The following is a 15589-nucleotide window of genomic DNA, read 5'->3' on the forward strand; positions in this document are numbered from 1 at the left end:
GTTTTAATTTTTTTTACTTATAGTCTTCAATAGTAACTATTGAACTACTCCTCAAGTCTAATATCCAAACCTAATCCCTTAAGTTCGTGCATTAAAACGTTGAAAGATTCTGGTAAACCAGGTTCAGGCATTGTTTCGCCCTTAACAATAGATTCATAGGTCTTAGCTCTTCCGATTACATCATCGGACTTAACCGTTAAAATCTCACGTAAGGTTGCGGATGCACCGTAGGCCTCAAGTGCCCAAACTTCCATCTCACCAAAACGCTGACCACCAAATTGAGCTTTACCACCCAATGGCTGTTGCGTAATCAAAGAGTATGGTCCAATAGATCTAGCGTGCATCTTATCATCTACCATATGTCCTAGTTTCAACATATAGATAACACCCACGGTGGCCGGTTGATCAAAACGTTGACCAGTTCCTCCATCATACAAATATGTATGTCCAAATCTTGGAATTCCCGCTTCATCCGTATAAGCATTGATCTCGTCCAATGTGGCACCGTCAAAAATTGGAGTGGCAAATTTCTTACCCAATTTTAGGCCAGCCCATCCCAATACAGTTTCATAAATCTGCCCAATGTTCATACGCGATGGTACACCTAATGGGTTCAATACGATATCTACGGGAGTTCCATCTTCTAGGAACGGCATATCCTCATGACGTACAATCCTGGAAACAATACCTTTGTTACCGTGTCTACCCGCCATTTTATCACCAACTTTTAGTTTACGTTTTTTAGCTACATAAACCTTGGCAAGCTTCATAATACCCGCTGGTAATTCATCCCCAACAGAAATGGTAAACTTATCCCTTCTCAAGTTACCTTGTAAGTCGTTAAGCTTAATCTTATAATTATGAAGCAAATCTGCTACCAATGCATTTGTTTCATTATCCGTAGTCCAACTTCCACCCACTAAATGAGCAAAATCATCCACAGAGTTCAACATTTTCATAGTATACTTCTTACCCTTAGGCAAAACTTCTTCCCCTAAATCATTAAGTACTCCTTGTGAAGTTTTACCATTTACTATCGTAAACAATTTCTCAACAAGAACATCTTTTAATTCTTGGAACTTTACTTCGTATTCCAATTCCAATTTAGAAAGCTCTTCCTTATCTTCTGAACGTTTTCTCTTATCCTTTACCGATCTAGAGAACAATTTCTTTTCAATTACGACCCCTCTTAATGAAGGCGACGCTTTTAAAGAGGCATCTTTTACATCACCAGCCTTGTCTCCAAAAATGGCACGTAACAATTTTTCTTCAGGTGTAGGATCAGACTCCCCTTTAGGAGTAATCTTACCAATTAGAATATCACCGGGCTTAACTTCAGCACCTATTCTAATCATACCATTCTCATCCAAGTCTTTAGTAGCCTCTTCAGATACATTAGGAATATCATGCGTAAGCTCTTCTGCCCCTAATTTGGTATCCCTAACTTCCAAAGAATATTCATCAACATGGATAGAGGTAAAAATATCTTCACGTACAACCTTCTCCGAAATAACGATCGCATCCTCAAAGTTATATCCTTTCCAAGGCATAAATGCCACGGTCAAGTTTCTTCCCAAGGCCAACTCACCTTTTTCGGTTGCATAACCCTCACATAATACCTGTCCTTTTTTAACCCTATCCCCTTTTTGAACAATTGGCTTTAGGTTAATATTGGTTCCTTGGTTGGTTTTTCTAAACTTCACCAAGAAATAGGTTTTCTCGTCTTCGTCGAAACTTATTAATCTTTCGTTATCAGTTCTATCATATTTGATGGTAATTTTCTGAGAATCAACATATTCAATAACACCATCGCCTTCCGCATTGATCAACACCCTAGAATCTGAGGCTACCTGTCTTTCAAGACCTGTTCCCACGATTGGAGACTGTGGCTTCAACAATGGTACCGCCTGGCGCATCATGTTAGAGCCCATCAACGCCCTGTTCGCATCATCATGTTCCAAAAATGGAATCAATGAAGCAGAAATAGAAGCAATTTGGTTTGGTGCAACATCCGTATATTGAATATCAGATGGGTCTACTACTGGGAAATCTCCTTCTTCCCTTGCAATCACTTTATCCACACTTATCTTACCGTCATCATCCATAGGAATGTTTGCCTGAGCAATTTTCATTCCTTCTTCTTCCTCTGCACTTAAATATGCATAGTTTTTATAATCCACTACAGCGTCCGTCACCTTTCTATAAGGCGTTTCCAAGAAGCCCATAGGATTCACTTTCGCAAAAACAGAAAGTGAAGATATAAGTCCAATGTTTGGACCTTCTGGAGTTTCTATAGGACAAAGACGACCATAGTGTGTATAGTGAACATCACGAACCTCAAATCCTGCACGTTCTCTTGAAAGACCGCCTGGACCTAAAGCCGATAATCTTCTCTTGTGCGTAATCTCAGCAAGTGGATTTGTTTGATCCATAAACTGCGATAACTGGTTAGTACCAAAGAAAGAATTGATAACCGAAGACAGTGTCTTGGCATTAATCAAATCTATAGGTGTAAACACTTCATTATCACGAACGTTCATACGCTCACGTATTGTTCTGGCCATACGGGCAAGACCAACACCGAACTGAGATGACAATTGCTCCCCTACAGTTCTTACACGACGGTTAGAAAGGTGATCAATATCATCGATCTCTGCTTTTGAGTTAATTAACTCAATTAAATATTTAATGATTGTTATGATATCTTCCTTTGTCAAGACCTGCTTGTCCATTCCAATATCCAACTGTAACTTCTTGTTCATTCTGTAACGACCAACCTCACCTAGGTTATAGCGTTGGTCAGAAAAGAACAATTTATCAATTATACCACGTGCAGTTTCCTCATCTGGCGGTTCTGCATTACGTAATTGACGATAGATGTGCTCAACAGCTTCCTTTTCAGAATTTGTTGGATCCTTTTGTAACGTATTATGGATAATGGCGTAATCTGATTGCGCATTATTCTCCTTATGTAACAAAATAGTCTTAACATCTGCATCGATTATTTCTGCAATATGCTCTTTTTCCAAAATAGTATCACGGTCCAATACTATTTCATTACGTTCTATTGAGACAACTTCACCTGTATCCTCATCTACGAAATCTTCGTGCCACGTGTTCAACACCCTAGCCGCCAATTTACGTCCCAATACTTTTTTAAGCCCGGCATTAGAGACCTTTACTTCTTCTGAAAGGTCAAAAATTTCTAAAATATCCTTATCACGTTCAAAACCAATAGCTCTGAACAAGGTAGTAACCGGTAATTTTTTCTTTCTATCGATATAAGCATACATTACGCCATTGATATCGGTAGCAAATTCTATCCATGAGCCTTTGAAAGGAATTACCCTGGCAGAATATAATTTAGTTCCATTTGCATGAAAAGACTGACCAAAGAAAACCCCTGGTGATCTATGTAACTGAGAAACCACAACTCTCTCTGCGCCATTGATAACAAAAGTTCCACTTGGTGTCATATAAGGTATAGTACCCAAATACACATCTTGTACGATAGTCTCAAAGTCTTCATGTTCCGGATCGGTACAATACAATTTTAAACGTGCCTTTAAGGGAACGCTATATGTAAGACCTCTCTCAATACATTCTTGAATAGAATATCGGGGTGGATCAATAAAATAATCTAAAAACTCCAATACAAACTGATTTCTAGTATCAGTTATTGGAAAATTCTCCATGAAGGTATTGTATAAACCTTCATTACCTCTTTCATCTGATTTAGTCTCAAGTTGAAAAAAGTCTTGAAAAGATTTAATCTGAATATCCAAGAAATCCGGATAATCCGGTGTATTTCTTGCGGAAGCAAAGCTTATTCTTTCAGTCTGATTTGTGAACATCTACGGACAGTGTTTTGATCGTGAGTACTAAAGGGGTAGTATACTTCTTAATATACCTAAATCTATAAAATGGCTTAGGTCTAACCGCAAAAAGCGAAAAGACCTAAACCAAAAGTAATATGGTTGTTGCTATTATTTAAGCTCAACTTCTGCTCCAGCTTCTTCCAATGATTTTTTGATACCTTCTGCTTCATCTTTAGAAACAGCTTCCTTAACAGCTTTTGGTGCGCTGTCAACAATATCCTTAGCATCTTTCAAACCTAAACCAGTCAATTCCTTAACCAATTTAACTACTGCTAACTTAGAAGCACCTGGTGCTTTCAAGATAACATCGAATTCTGTTTGAGCTTCACCAGCATCACCACCTTCAGCAGCACCACCACCAGCGGCAACCGCTACAGCTGCAGCTGCAGGCTCAATACCGTATTCTTCTTTTAATATATCAGCTAACTCGTTTACTTCTTTTACCGTAAGGTTAACCAATTGTTCTGCGAAATCTTTTAAATCTGCCATTTTCTATCGTTTAATAAAATTTTAAAATATACTTAGTTTATAGTGCGTACTTATTTTTCAGATAATGTCTTAAGAATACCGGCAAGTTTACCACCGCCAGATTTAAGTCCAGAAATAACATTCTTGGCCGGAGATTGTAACAATCCGATTATTTCACCAATCATTTCTTCCTTAGACTTAATGCTAACCAAAGCATCTAAGTTTTCATCACCTATATATATTGCTTCTTCAACAAAAGCTCCTTTTAATAAAGGCTTTTCAGATTTTTTTCTGAAGTTCTTTATCAATTTAGCTGGAGCATTGGCTACATCAGAAAACATCAAAGAGGTATTTCCCTTTAACACTTCCGGCAATTCGCCAAATTCTTTGTCTGAAGCTTCCATTGCTTTTGCAAGCAAGGTATTTTTAACAACTGCCAGTTTAATGTTCGCCTTAAAAGCAGCTCTTCTTAAATCTGAAGTTATACCGGCATTTAAACCGGATATATCTGCTAAATAAATACTGGAACTATTAGCCAACTGCGCAGTCAAATCTTCTATAACCGTTGCTTTTTCTTCTCTTGTCATACTATTAATTTTTAACTAGCAGTTCGTTATACTGACTTTGGGTCTAATTGCAAACTTGGGCTCATTGTACTTGACATGAAAACAGTTTTCATATATACACCCTTTGCAGCAGTTGGTTTCATCTTATTCAATGTATCCAACAACTCTTTTGCGTTATCCACCAATTTATCCGCTGAGAAAGACGCTTTACCTATCGCAGCATGTACAATACCTGTTTTATCGACCTTAAAATCGATTTTACCCGCTTTTACTTCAGATACAGCCTTGGCCACATCCATTGTTACGGTACCCGTCTTTGGATTCGGCATTAAACCTCTTGGTCCTAAAACACGACCTAAAGGACCTAATTTACCCATAACGCTTGGCATTGTGATGATAACATCGACATCTGTCCAACCGCCTTTTATTTTTTCCAAGTACTCATCTAACCCAACATAATCAGCGCCTGCTTCTTGAGCTTCAGCTTCCTTGTCCGGCGTTACCAAAGCCAAAACCTTAACGTCCTTACCGGTTCCATGTGGCAATGTTACCACACCACGTACCATTTGATTAGCTTTCCTTGGATCAACACCCAAACGAACCGCCAAATCAACTGAGGCATCAAATTTTGTATTGGTTATCTCTTTAATTAAAGCAGAAGCCTCTACCAAAGAATATAATTTATCCTTTTCTATCTTAGAGTGCGCTTCTTTTTGCTTCTTAGTTAACTTTGCCATTTAATTGCTTTTAAGATTTTAAAAAGGTTTTTTACCTGACACCTTCATACCCATAGACCTAGCAGTACCAGCTATCATACTCATAGCCGATTCCACGGTAAATGCGTTAAGGTCAACCATTTTATCATCGGCTATTGCCTTGATTTGGTCCCAAGTTACACTCCCTAATTTTACTCTGTTAGGTTCGCCAGATCCTTTTTTAATCTTAGCCGCTTCCAATAGCTGAACTGCCGCTGGTGGTGTTTTTACAACAAAGTCGAAAGACTTATCCTTGTAAACGGTGATAACAACTGGTAATACCTTACCTGGTTTATCCTGCGTACGAGCGTTGAACTGCTTACAGAATTCCATAATGTTAACACCGGCAGCACCTAAGGCGGGTCCAACCGGTGGCGATGGATTCGCTGCACCTCCCCTAACTTGTAGTTTAACTACTTTACCTACTTCTTTTGCCATTGTTTAAAATTAAATTGAAAGTGTGTTTACGGAAGCAACACTACTTTAATTATGTATGTAACACTTAATATTATACTTTTTCAACCTGCATATAACTTAACTCTAATGGTGTTTTTCTTCCGAAAATCTTAACCATTACCTCAAGCTTGCGTTTTTCTTCGTTTATCTTTTCGACCGTACCGTTGAATCCATTGAACGGACCATCTATTACCTTTACGGTCTCCCCAAATACAAATGGTATGGCAACACTATCGGTATTAACCGCCAGCTCATCTACCTTACCAAGCATTCTATTAACTTCATTCTTTCTTAAAGGAACAGGATCTCCGCCTTTTGTTTCCCCTAAAAATCCAATAACATTAGTGATAGAACGAATAATATGAACCATTTCTCCTCCCAAATTGGCTTTAATCATAATATAACCAGGGAAATAAACACGTTCCTTATTAATTTTTTTACCGTTCCTGATTTGCACTACTTTCTCTGTAGGAACAAGTACATCCTCTAAATAATCAGAAAAACCGTGACGTTCAACTTCGCTTTCAATATAGCCTTTGATTTTATTCTCCTGACCACTGACCGCCCTTACAACGTACCATTTCTTTTCCAATACTTCTGACATAGGTCCTCTTAGTTTAAAACAGTGTTGAAATATAACTTGATCACCTTACTGAAGACCGTATCTACACCCCAAGTAGCCAAAGCAAATAGGATAGAAAACACCGCTACAACAACCATTAAATTTGATGATTCTGCACGTGAGGGAAGAGTAACATTATTCCTTAACTCTTCAACGGATTCTTTTATATATGTGAACATCTAATTCTGTTTTACAATTTCAACTAATGAGATTTCAACCTCTATACTCTTGCGCACGGGAGGAGAGACTCGAACTCCCGACACCTGGTTTTGGAGACCAGTGCTCTACCAACTGAGCTACACCCGTAAAAAATGGCGAATCTAATAATTCACCTATTCTTTTATTTGCATGTAAAGGTGTCCCGCATGAGCAGGACACCCTTATATACAATACTCTTTAGATTGAATTAATCTATAATCTTGGTTACCTGACCAGCACCTACAGTTCTACCACCTTCACGGATAGCGAAACGTAGACCTACGCTCAATGCGATTGGCTGAATCAACTCAACAGTAATAGTAAGGTTATCACCAGGCATTACCATTTCTACTCCTGCAGGAAGTGCAATGTTACCAGTAACGTCTGTCGTTCTTACATAAAACTGTGGACGGTAGTTATTATGAAATGGCGTATGACGACCACCTTCTTCTTTTTTCAATACATAGACCTCAGCTTCAAACTTAGCATGTGGCTTAACAGAACCTGGCTTACAGATTACCATACCACGGCTAATTTGAGATTTTTCAATACCTCTCAACAAGATACCTACGTTATCACCAGCTTCACCTCTATCCAATATCTTACGGAACATCTCAACCCCTGTAATAGTAGAGTTCAATTTCTCCGCACCCATACCAATGATCTCAACTGGATCACCAGTGTTTGCAATACCAGTCTCTATACGACCAGTTGCAACAGTACCACGACCAGTAATCGTAAATACATCTTCAACAGGCATTAAGAAATCCTTATCAACATCCCTAGCAGGAAGCTCGATCCAGCTATCAACAGCATCCATCAATTCCATTACCGTATCAACCCATTTTTGCTCACCGTTCAATGCACCTAATGCAGATCCAGCGATTACAGGTCCATTATCACCATCATACTCATAGAAAGAAAGCAATTCCCTTACTTCCATTTCAACAAGCTCGATCAACTCCTCATCATCGACCATATCCACTTTGTTCATGAAAACAACGATTCTAGGAATACCAACCTGGCGACCTAAAAGGATGTGCTCACGAGTTTGTGGCATTGGACCATCTGTAGCGGCAACAACTAAAATAGCACCATCCATTTGAGCAGCACCGGTAACCATGTTCTTTACGTAATCCGCGTGACCAGGACAGTCAACGTGAGCGTAGTGACGGTTAGCTGTAGAATACTCTACGTGTGAAGTGTTAATAGTAATACCTCTTTCTTTTTCTTCAGGAGCGTTATCGATAGAATCGAAACTTCTCAGTTCAGAAAGACCTGCGTTTGCCAATACAGTAGTAATAGCAGCAGTTAATGTAGTTTTACCGTGATCCACGTGTCCAATAGTACCTATATTTAAGTGCGGTTTGGAACGATCGAAAGTTTCCTTTGCCATGTTTAATGAATTTTAATCTTAGTTTATATTAGTGTACAAATTTATACCTTAATTGAGCCAATGACGAGAATTGAACTCGTGACCTCTTCCTTACCAAGGAAACGCTCTACCCCTGAGCTACACCGGCGTAAAGTGTCGAATCTATTTACAAAAACAGACTCCTGCCTTCGCAGGGACGACATTTCTGTCTAATTATTGAGCGGGAGACCGGGTTCGAACCGGCGACATTCAGCTTGGAAGGCTGACGCTCTACCAACTGAGCTACTCCCGCTTATAACATTACAAAATTTCAATAAAATTACTTTAAAAATAGTTTTGTGGGGAGAGCAGGATTCGAACCTGCGAAGACGTAGTCAGCAGATTTACAGTCTGCCCTCGTTGGCCGCTTGAGTATCTCCCCTCAAACTAATATTTTAAAGAACTTCAGAGCCGATGGAGGGACTCGAACCCACGACCTGCTGATTACAAATCAGCTGCTCTAGCCAGCTGAGCTACATCGGCTTATTTACGACTTTTATCGCCATAAAAAAGCCCGCTATTTCTAACGGACTGCAAATGTATAGTATTTTTTGTTTATTCAAAACAAATTTTAAAAAATTTTTATCATGCCTGCACTCTTAATTTTTCCTTTTGTTTTATTAGCCTTCTTTCCAACGAATTACACGCAGAGTCTACAGCCTCCTCAAATGATTTACATTGCTTTTTTACAACGAATTTATCCTTAGGTACGTTTATTTTTATCTCGACTATCTTATTTACTTTAGAACTCGTATTTTCCACCTTCATGTAGACGTCCGAACTAATGACCTTTGAATAAAAGGTTTCTACCTTGTTAAGCCTGTTCTGCAAAAAATCTATCAACTTACGATCTGCATTAAAATTTACCGATTGTGTATTTACTTTCATACTCAGAAATTTTATGGCCAAGAAAAATGTTGGCCTGATTAGACGATTATTACTTGTTACCCCTTGGGTGCGCTTTTGCATGAACTTTTTTTAATTCTGCAATACTATTATGTGTGTATACCTGGGTAGACGCCAAGCTAGTGTGCCCCAACAATTCTTTGACCGAATTTAAATCCGCACCTTTATTCAAAAGATGGGTGGCAAAGGTGTGCCTTAAAATATGCGGGCTGGTCTTCACCTTGCTTGAAACCATTCTAAAATACTTGTTTATTACTCTATAAACAAGTGTTTCATATAATTTATTGCCAGATGCCGTTAGAAAGATAAAATTGGAATCATTTATCTGTTCAAGCCCTAGGCGCTTATTCAAATAGCCTATAATCATTTCCTTAGTTTCCTGCAGCATTGGGATCAATCTTTCCTTGTTTCTTTTACCCAATACCTTAATGGTTTTGGCGTCAAAATCAATATCCGATACTTTTAACCCAATAAGTTCCGCCCTACGCATACCGGTCGTATACAGAATATGTATTAACAATTGATTTCTACACCCTTCAAAAGTATCAGTAAATTCAATGGCGGAAAGTACACCCCTCATCTCCAGTTCAGAAAACGGCACCTCTATTTTCTTGGATGTTTTCAATGCCCTATGCTTTATTAAAGGACTAACATTAATGACCTCTGTTTTTTGCAAAAATTTATAATACGCCCTTAGCGATGAAATTTTTCTGTTAATGGACCTATTGTTGATCTTTAGCTCAGATAACCTAACTATCCAACTTCGCACAAGAGCATATTCAATATGATCTATGTCCTCAACCCCAAACGCCGCCGTAACAAACTCACAGAACGAAATTATATCACTTTCATAAGCCTTTACGGTATGATCGGAATAATTCTTTTCCAATAATAGATATGAAGTAAATTCAGCTATAAACATTACTTAAAGGTATCAAAAGATTTATGTTAGTTAAGATTTGCGCAAAAAAAATCCCGCATAAAGCGGGATTTTCTATATTATAAAAACAAAGTTTAGATTTCTTCTTGATCTCTAAGACCTTGAATATATTCTGCTTTTTGGATTTGAGCTCTACGAACTACAGATGGCTTATTGAACTGTTGACGCTTACGTAACTGTCTCATTGTACCTGTTTTATCGAACTTTCGCTTAAAGCGCTTTAAAGCTCTATCTATGTTTTCTCCTTCTTTTACTGGTATTATTAACATGGGCTAAACCTCCTCTCTTTATGATTAAGGGTGCAAATATAAGAACTAAATTCATTTTAGCAACCTATTATCAAATTTTTAAAAATTATTTATCTATTGCTGAACAGTAGCAGGTCTGTACTCCTTTTTATCAATAACCATCTTGGCAATTATCTCCCTAAGTATTTCAGAGGTTCCACCTCCAATTGGACCCAACCTACTATCCCTAAAGTTTCTGGCCATAGGATAATCCTCTATATACCCATATCCACCCAAAAACTGCAAACATTCATACGCCACCTCATCTGCTACCCTCGTTGATTTTAATTTTGAAATGGTGGCTTCCTTTACCACATACTGTCCTTTGTCCAGACGATAAGCTACAGAATAATTATACTCCTTGCACATATCTATATCTGCATACATATCCGCAACCCTGTGCCTTAATACTTGAAATTGGTCGATCGTCTTGCCAAAAGCCTCTCGCTCCGACATATATTGTAGTGCATATTCCAAAAAATATTCCGATCTGGCATGTGCATTGACGCCCATGATCAACCGCTCAAGGGAAAAATGCTCCATGATATAGGAAAAGCCCATATTCTCTTCACCCATAAGGTTCTCCACGGGTATCATGACATTATCGAACGCCAGTTCTGCCGTATCCGATGCTCTCCAACCCAATTTATTCAACTTGTTGGCCGTTACCCCTTTACTCTGCCGGTCTACTACAAAAATACTTATGCCCTTATTACCCAACTCAGGTGCCGTCTTGGCGGCAACGATCATATAATCCGCATACACGCCATTGGTTATAAAGGTTTTTGAACCATTTAATATATAATGGTCCCCTTTACGAACTGCCGTGGTACGCATTCCTGCAACATCACTTCCACCAAAAGGTTCAGAAACACAAAGACACCCAACCTTATCACCATCCACACTAGGTCGTAGATACTTTTCCTTAACAAAAGAATCGCCTTCCTTGTTCAAATGGGTCATTGCCAAATATGCATGGGCCCAAATTGCCGCAGCAAAACCTCCGGAATTCACCTTTTGCAATTCTTCCAATAAAATTACGGTATAGAACAAATCAAGACCTAGACCACCATCTTCCTCCGGTGTGGCAAGTCCAAAATATCCCATATCACCAAATTTCTTCCAAATAAACCTTTCAATAGTTCCATTGGCCTCCCATTTATCTATATGCGGAACAACTTCTTTCTGTAAAAATTCTTTTAAGCTTTCACGAAAAAGTTGATGCTCTTCCGTGAAGTACATACTTTGCATAGCGTTTTTTTTAGAGCGACAAATATAAACCAATTCTCTCAATTCGTTCCGATGGAAATCCTTCAATTTTTAACAATTCGTTCAAAGAATTAATACTTCCGTTGAGATTACGATAATTTACAATACGCTGGGCCACCACTTTTTGAATATATATCAATTTTGATAGTTCTTCTACCGTGGCCGTATTTACATTAATTTTTTCAACTTTTGGTTTGGATAGGACCTTGAACCGCTTAAGCGTTTTCTCCACAACCTCATCTTCAAGTCCATATACATCAAACAATTGTTCATCTACTAAAAAGCCTCCTAGTCTATCCCTGAATTTTATAATTCTAGTTGACAATTTTTCCCCAATTCCGTTTATTGTTTGCAATTGTTCTGCCGTCACTTCATTAATATCTAGAATAGGAATTGATTTTGAATAGTTTTTATGTTCGCTACCAAATTGTTTACTTTCAACAGCACCGATCTTAGACTTGGCTACCCATTCTGGAAAATTAAAATTTGGCGAAATAGCTTTTAAGAGTGAATCTGATATTAATGTGACTTTTTGGAACTCTTCTGCAGAATTCACAAATTTACCGGTGTTCCTAAATTCATGTAACCTATCTATTTCTTCTACGGACATGCCCAAACTATATCCTTTATAGTCCGAAATAAAATTAGGATTGAACTTATAGATAATTTTGTCTTTCTTTTCCGCCAGTACCTGTTTAAGCGAATCTATGCGTTGCTGCTCAGTAAAATTGCTTTTTAAGGGAAAACCATCTCTTATATAATTGTGGTTTACATAAAAAAAGATTTGAACCAACACAAGGAACAACAGCAAAAAGAAAATCCCACTACGTTCTTGTTTAGTGAACTTAAAGTGGGATTTTAATTTTTTCAAAAGGTATGGTAATTAATATACTTTTTTAATTGCCGTTAAATAACGCTCAAAACTCTTTTTTACTTTAGGAAAAAGTATGAGCAGACCTATCATGTTAGGGAACACCAATGCCAAGATCATAGCATCCGAGAATTTTATTACCGCATCTAACGTTGCTGCGGCTCCTATTACTACAAACATTAAAAACAATACTTTGTAGATAATATCTGCGGTCTTTCCACGACCAAATAAATATTTCCATGATTGAAGACCATAATAAGACCAAGAAATCATTGTAGAAAAGGCAAATAGGATTATGGCTATTGTTAGGACATATCTAAAGCCAGGAATTACGGAATCATATGCCATAGAGGTTAGATCCACCCCACCTACATAATTACCTGTTTCACTCAACATTACCGTACTACCAATACCGTTACCGTACTCAAAGGCACCGGCATCCATATTAAAGAAAATTATCACCAATGCTGTCATGGTACAAATGACCACCGTATCAATAAATGGTTCAAGTAGTGCTACAATACCCTCACTTGCAGGATACCTGGTTTTAACGGCAGAATGCGCTATCGCCGCAGAACCTGCACCCGCTTCATTGGAAAAGGCCGCACGTTGGAAACCAACAATTATAACACCTATGATACCCCCAATAGCAGCATCAGGAGAAAAAGCTCCGGAAAAAATCATTCCAAAAGCATCACCTATATATTTTATGTTGGCAAATATGATCACCAAAGACGCCAATACATAGATACCTGCCATAAAAGGCACAATTTTTTCTGTAACACTGGCTATCTTTTTAATACCTCCAATAATTACTATGCCTACCAAAATAGCAAGTATTAAACCAATAATTACACCTGTGGCACCACCTTCTAAATTGAGCATTGAGGTCAATTGTACAGCTGCCTGGTTAGATTGAAAAGCGTTACCTCCACCAAATGAAGCACCAACGCAAAGTACTGCGAATACGCCAGCAAGAATTTTACCTAATACTTTTAAGTTACTTTCACTTAATCCCCTGGACAAATAATACATTGGCCCACCATACACTGTTCCATCTGGACCAACGTCCCTATACTTGACACCAAGGGTACATTCTACGAATTTTGTTGACATTCCTATTAGACCACATACGATCATCCAGAATGTTGCACCAGGTCCTCCTAGGGCAATGGCGACCGCCACACCTGCAATATTCCCTAAACCTACGGTACCAGAAACCGCAGTGGCCAAGGCTTGAAAATGACTAACTTCACCTTCTTCACTTTCATCACGTATGGTATCTGGGATATCACCGTCTTCGGTCATGTGCATTTGAACTTTTTCAAGACCGTATTTTTCTATCTCCTCATATTTTCCACGTACCACATTAATTGCCAAAGGAAATTTACTTATACCTGGAAATTTGAAATAGATCGTAAAAAAAGTTGCTCCTGCAATCAATAGAATTAAAACTATGGGTATATCAAAACCTGCAATGGGAACGGATGTTAACACCGTAGCCTCCCACCATATTGCAAATGGCATAAAAGCGTCGTTCACTTTTTCATCAAGACCTTTTTCCTGTGCAAAGGTCAATGTTGGTATTAAAAATGATAAAATGATCAGAAGTCTATACTTCATAGTTTTCAAATTAGTTATTGAATTTAGTTAGTTAATCTAGCAATATCTTAAAAATTATGGATGCAATCAAATTTATACGACATAAAGATTTTTATTCTATATGAAACATTTTGTTCAATTTTTTAATTTGTTCCGGTCTGCCCAACACTATAATCTTGCTCTTTGGCTGTAATTTTAAATCTGCCTCAGGATTTATGGTATAATCCCCATCAGGTGAAATATACCCAATAATTGTGCACCCTGTCTTTTTTCTAAGATCTAGATCCCTAAGCGAATTACAATCTATTTGATCCGCAAAATCCTCAATGGCCACTTCTTCCAAATTAGTGGTATTCTCACCCTCCATAGATAATTTATCCATAAACGTTATTAAATCTGGCATAACAACCAAGGAGGCCATATGGTCACCTCCTATTTTATCTGGCATTATTACTTTATCCGCACCCGCCAAAAACAACTTTTTTTGCGATGTCACCAATGATGCCCTACTAATGATAAAAAGATTTTTCTTTAACTGCCTTGCAGACAATACAACAAAAAGATTGGCCGCATCATCCGGTAATGTAGCTATAAGGTATTGTGCCCTTTGAATACCTGCGGTCATTAGTACTTCATCATCATTGGCATCACCCTCAATAAAAAGAACCTCATCCTCATAACGCTCAATAACTTCCTTGTCCTTTTCTATAACGACAAAGGGTCTTTTATACGCCTTTAACCTCTCCGCCGCTTGCATACCGTTCCTCCCAAAACCACACACTACTACATGTTGATTTAAATTTTCAATAATATTCTTCATCTTCTTCTTTTTTAATAATTGCAAGGAATTTCTTCCCAACATATACTCCGTAATCACGGATATGGCATAACCAAATATGAAAACGCTGGTCACAATTAAAATAACCGTAAAAATTTTACCGTCCGCACCCATTGGCCTAACCTCGGAAAAACCAACCGTTGTTACGGTAATAATGGTCATGTAAAATGCATCTACCCAAGAATAATCAGATATAAATCTATAGCCAATTACCCCAAAGGCCAATACCAAAAGCATTAACGCCAACGCCAAATATATCCTAGACTTGAACAGGTGTATCATATTTTACAAATCAAAAACGGAATTTCTTTTGGTATAGATGAGATCTTTTATCCTAAGCCAAAATGCCAGAAAAAGATAAAGGGCAAAGCCAAAGCCAACTGTGACAAATGTTAGGTAAATAAAGGATGTCCTTACCACCCTAGCTCTTATACCTAATCTTTCGGCAATTCTACCGCACACTTCAAAACCTCTTTTTTGTAGATAATGCAATAAGTTATAAAATAATTTCATGGAGTA

General features: G+C 38.0%; 16 protein-coding genes and 5 tRNA genes. All 21 read right to left on the reverse strand.

The annotated features are described in order from the left end of the window. Positions 1-44: 44 nt before the first annotated feature. The 21 genes from rpoB to Q2T41_RS04205 all read right to left on the reverse strand — a co-directional run bounded on the left by rpoB (position 45) and on the right by Q2T41_RS04205 (position 15583). Positions 45-3854, reverse strand: a complete 3810-nt coding sequence (gene rpoB, locus Q2T41_RS04105; RefSeq protein WP_089262953.1) for a DNA-directed RNA polymerase subunit beta — start codon at positions 3852-3854, stop codon at positions 45-47. 132 nt (positions 3855-3986) lie between these two features. Beyond that, the gene (gene rplL, locus Q2T41_RS04110) at positions 3987-4367 is read right to left on the reverse strand and encodes a 50S ribosomal protein L7/L12 (protein ID WP_089262955.1); all 381 of its coding nucleotides are present in this window, start codon (positions 4365-4367) and stop codon (positions 3987-3989) included. Positions 4368-4417: 50 nt separating this feature from the next. Further along, positions 4418-4933, reverse strand: a complete 516-nt coding sequence (gene rplJ / locus Q2T41_RS04115; protein WP_304435059.1) for a 50S ribosomal protein L10 — start codon at positions 4931-4933, stop codon at positions 4418-4420. Between the two features lie 26 nt (positions 4934-4959). Continuing rightward, positions 4960-5649 carry a 50S ribosomal protein L1 gene (rplA, locus tag Q2T41_RS04120; RefSeq protein ID WP_089262959.1) on the reverse strand — a complete coding sequence of 230 codons (690 nt, stop codon included), beginning with the start codon at positions 5647-5649 and terminating at the stop codon, positions 4960-4962. 18 nt (positions 5650-5667) lie between these two features. Then, positions 5668-6105, reverse strand: coding sequence for a 50S ribosomal protein L11 (gene rplK, locus Q2T41_RS04125; RefSeq protein WP_144801555.1), 438 nt, complete (start codon positions 6103-6105; stop codon positions 5668-5670). Positions 6106-6175: 70 nt separating this feature from the next. Then, positions 6176-6727: a transcription termination/antitermination protein NusG gene (gene nusG, locus Q2T41_RS04130; RefSeq protein WP_089262964.1), complete on the reverse strand. Its 552-nt coding sequence runs from the start codon at positions 6725-6727 to the stop codon at positions 6176-6178. Positions 6728-6735: 8 nt separating this feature from the next. Next, on the reverse strand, positions 6736-6924 hold the full coding sequence (gene secE, locus Q2T41_RS04135; protein ID WP_068484277.1) for a preprotein translocase subunit SecE: 189 nt from the start codon (positions 6922-6924) through the stop codon (positions 6736-6738). A 54-nt stretch (positions 6925-6978) separates the two neighbouring features. Beyond that, positions 6979-7051 (reverse strand) — tRNA-Trp (locus Q2T41_RS04140). Positions 7052-7151: 100 nt separating this feature from the next. Beyond that, positions 7152-8339, reverse strand: coding sequence for an elongation factor Tu (gene tuf, locus Q2T41_RS04145; RefSeq protein WP_089262966.1), 1188 nt, complete (start codon positions 8337-8339; stop codon positions 7152-7154). 55 nt (positions 8340-8394) lie between these two features. Next, positions 8395-8466 (reverse strand) — tRNA-Thr (locus tag Q2T41_RS04150). Between the two features lie 71 nt (positions 8467-8537). Continuing rightward, positions 8538-8610: transfer RNA gene (locus Q2T41_RS04155), tRNA-Gly, on the reverse strand. Between the two features lie 47 nt (positions 8611-8657). Then, a tRNA-Tyr gene (locus Q2T41_RS04160) sits at positions 8658-8739 on the reverse strand. A 27-nt stretch (positions 8740-8766) separates the two neighbouring features. Next, positions 8767-8840, reverse strand: a tRNA-Thr gene (locus Q2T41_RS04165). Positions 8841-8942: 102 nt separating this feature from the next. Next, positions 8943-9245, reverse strand: coding sequence for a ribosome hibernation-promoting factor, HPF/YfiA family (gene hpf, locus Q2T41_RS04170; protein WP_089262968.1), 303 nt, complete (start codon positions 9243-9245; stop codon positions 8943-8945). 49 nt (positions 9246-9294) lie between these two features. Then, on the reverse strand, positions 9295-10185 hold the full coding sequence (locus Q2T41_RS04175) for a tyrosine-type recombinase/integrase (protein ID WP_304435060.1): 891 nt from the start codon (positions 10183-10185) through the stop codon (positions 9295-9297). Between the two features lie 92 nt (positions 10186-10277). Beyond that, positions 10278-10472, reverse strand: coding sequence for a 30S ribosomal protein S21 (rpsU, locus tag Q2T41_RS04180; RefSeq protein ID WP_027067859.1), 195 nt, complete (start codon positions 10470-10472; stop codon positions 10278-10280). A gap of 93 nt (positions 10473-10565) precedes the next feature. After that, positions 10566-11741: an acyl-CoA dehydrogenase family protein gene (locus Q2T41_RS04185; RefSeq protein ID WP_304435061.1), complete on the reverse strand. Its 1176-nt coding sequence runs from the start codon at positions 11739-11741 to the stop codon at positions 10566-10568. Between the two features lie 10 nt (positions 11742-11751). Further along, entirely contained in the window at positions 11752-12630 is an 879-nt protein-coding gene (locus Q2T41_RS04190; RefSeq protein WP_304435062.1) for a ComEA family DNA-binding protein, read from the reverse strand. Positions 12631-12642: 12 nt separating this feature from the next. Further along, the gene (locus Q2T41_RS04195) at positions 12643-14253 is read right to left on the reverse strand and encodes an alanine/glycine:cation symporter family protein (RefSeq protein WP_304435063.1); all 1611 of its coding nucleotides are present in this window, start codon (positions 14251-14253) and stop codon (positions 12643-12645) included. Between the two features lie 91 nt (positions 14254-14344). After that, on the reverse strand, positions 14345-15352 hold the full coding sequence (locus Q2T41_RS04200; protein ID WP_304435064.1) for a potassium channel family protein: 1008 nt from the start codon (positions 15350-15352) through the stop codon (positions 14345-14347). A 3-nt stretch (positions 15353-15355) separates the two neighbouring features. Further along, positions 15356-15583, reverse strand: coding sequence for a PspC domain-containing protein (locus tag Q2T41_RS04205; protein ID WP_089262980.1), 228 nt, complete (start codon positions 15581-15583; stop codon positions 15356-15358). Between the last annotated feature and the right edge of the window lie 6 nt (positions 15584-15589).

It is taken from the genome of Maribacter confluentis, assembly GCF_030505015.1.
Taxonomy (GTDB): domain Bacteria; phylum Bacteroidota; class Bacteroidia; order Flavobacteriales; family Flavobacteriaceae; genus Maribacter; species Maribacter sedimenticola.

Coding starts and splice junctions, on each gene's coding strand:
- rpoB (WP_089262953.1), bottom strand. CDS start 3,854: ATGTTCACAAATCAGACTGAAAGAATAAGCTTTGCTTCCGCAAGAAAT.
- rplL (WP_089262955.1), bottom strand. CDS start 4,367: ATGGCAGATTTAAAAGATTTCGCAGAACAATTGGTTAACCTTACGGTA.
- rplJ (WP_304435059.1), bottom strand. CDS start 4,933: ATGACAAGAGAAGAAAAAGCAACGGTTATAGAAGATTTGACTGCGCAG.
- rplA (WP_089262959.1), bottom strand. CDS start 5,649: ATGGCAAAGTTAACTAAGAAGCAAAAAGAAGCGCACTCTAAGATAGAA.
- rplK (WP_144801555.1), bottom strand. CDS start 6,105: ATGGCAAAAGAAGTAGGTAAAGTAGTTAAACTACAAGTTAGGGGAGGT.
- nusG (WP_089262964.1), bottom strand. CDS start 6,727: ATGTCAGAAGTATTGGAAAAGAAATGGTACGTTGTAAGGGCGGTCAGT.
- secE (WP_068484277.1), bottom strand. CDS start 6,924: ATGTTCACATATATAAAAGAATCCGTTGAAGAGTTAAGGAATAATGTT.
- tuf (WP_089262966.1), bottom strand. CDS start 8,339: ATGGCAAAGGAAACTTTCGATCGTTCCAAACCGCACTTAAATATAGGT.
- hpf (WP_089262968.1), bottom strand. CDS start 9,245: ATGAAAGTAAATACACAATCGGTAAATTTTAATGCAGATCGTAAGTTG.
- Q2T41_RS04175 (WP_304435060.1), bottom strand. CDS start 10,185: ATGTTTATAGCTGAATTTACTTCATATCTATTATTGGAAAAGAATTAT.
- rpsU (WP_027067859.1), bottom strand. CDS start 10,472: ATGTTAATAATACCAGTAAAAGAAGGAGAAAACATAGATAGAGCTTTA.
- Q2T41_RS04185 (WP_304435061.1), bottom strand. CDS start 11,741: ATGCAAAGTATGTACTTCACGGAAGAGCATCAACTTTTTCGTGAAAGC.
- Q2T41_RS04195 (WP_304435063.1), bottom strand. CDS start 14,253: ATGAAGTATAGACTTCTGATCATTTTATCATTTTTAATACCAACATTG.
- Q2T41_RS04200 (WP_304435064.1), bottom strand. CDS start 15,352: ATGATACACCTGTTCAAGTCTAGGATATATTTGGCGTTGGCGTTAATG.
- Q2T41_RS04205 (WP_089262980.1), bottom strand. CDS start 15,583: ATGAAATTATTTTATAACTTATTGCATTATCTACAAAAAAGAGGTTTT.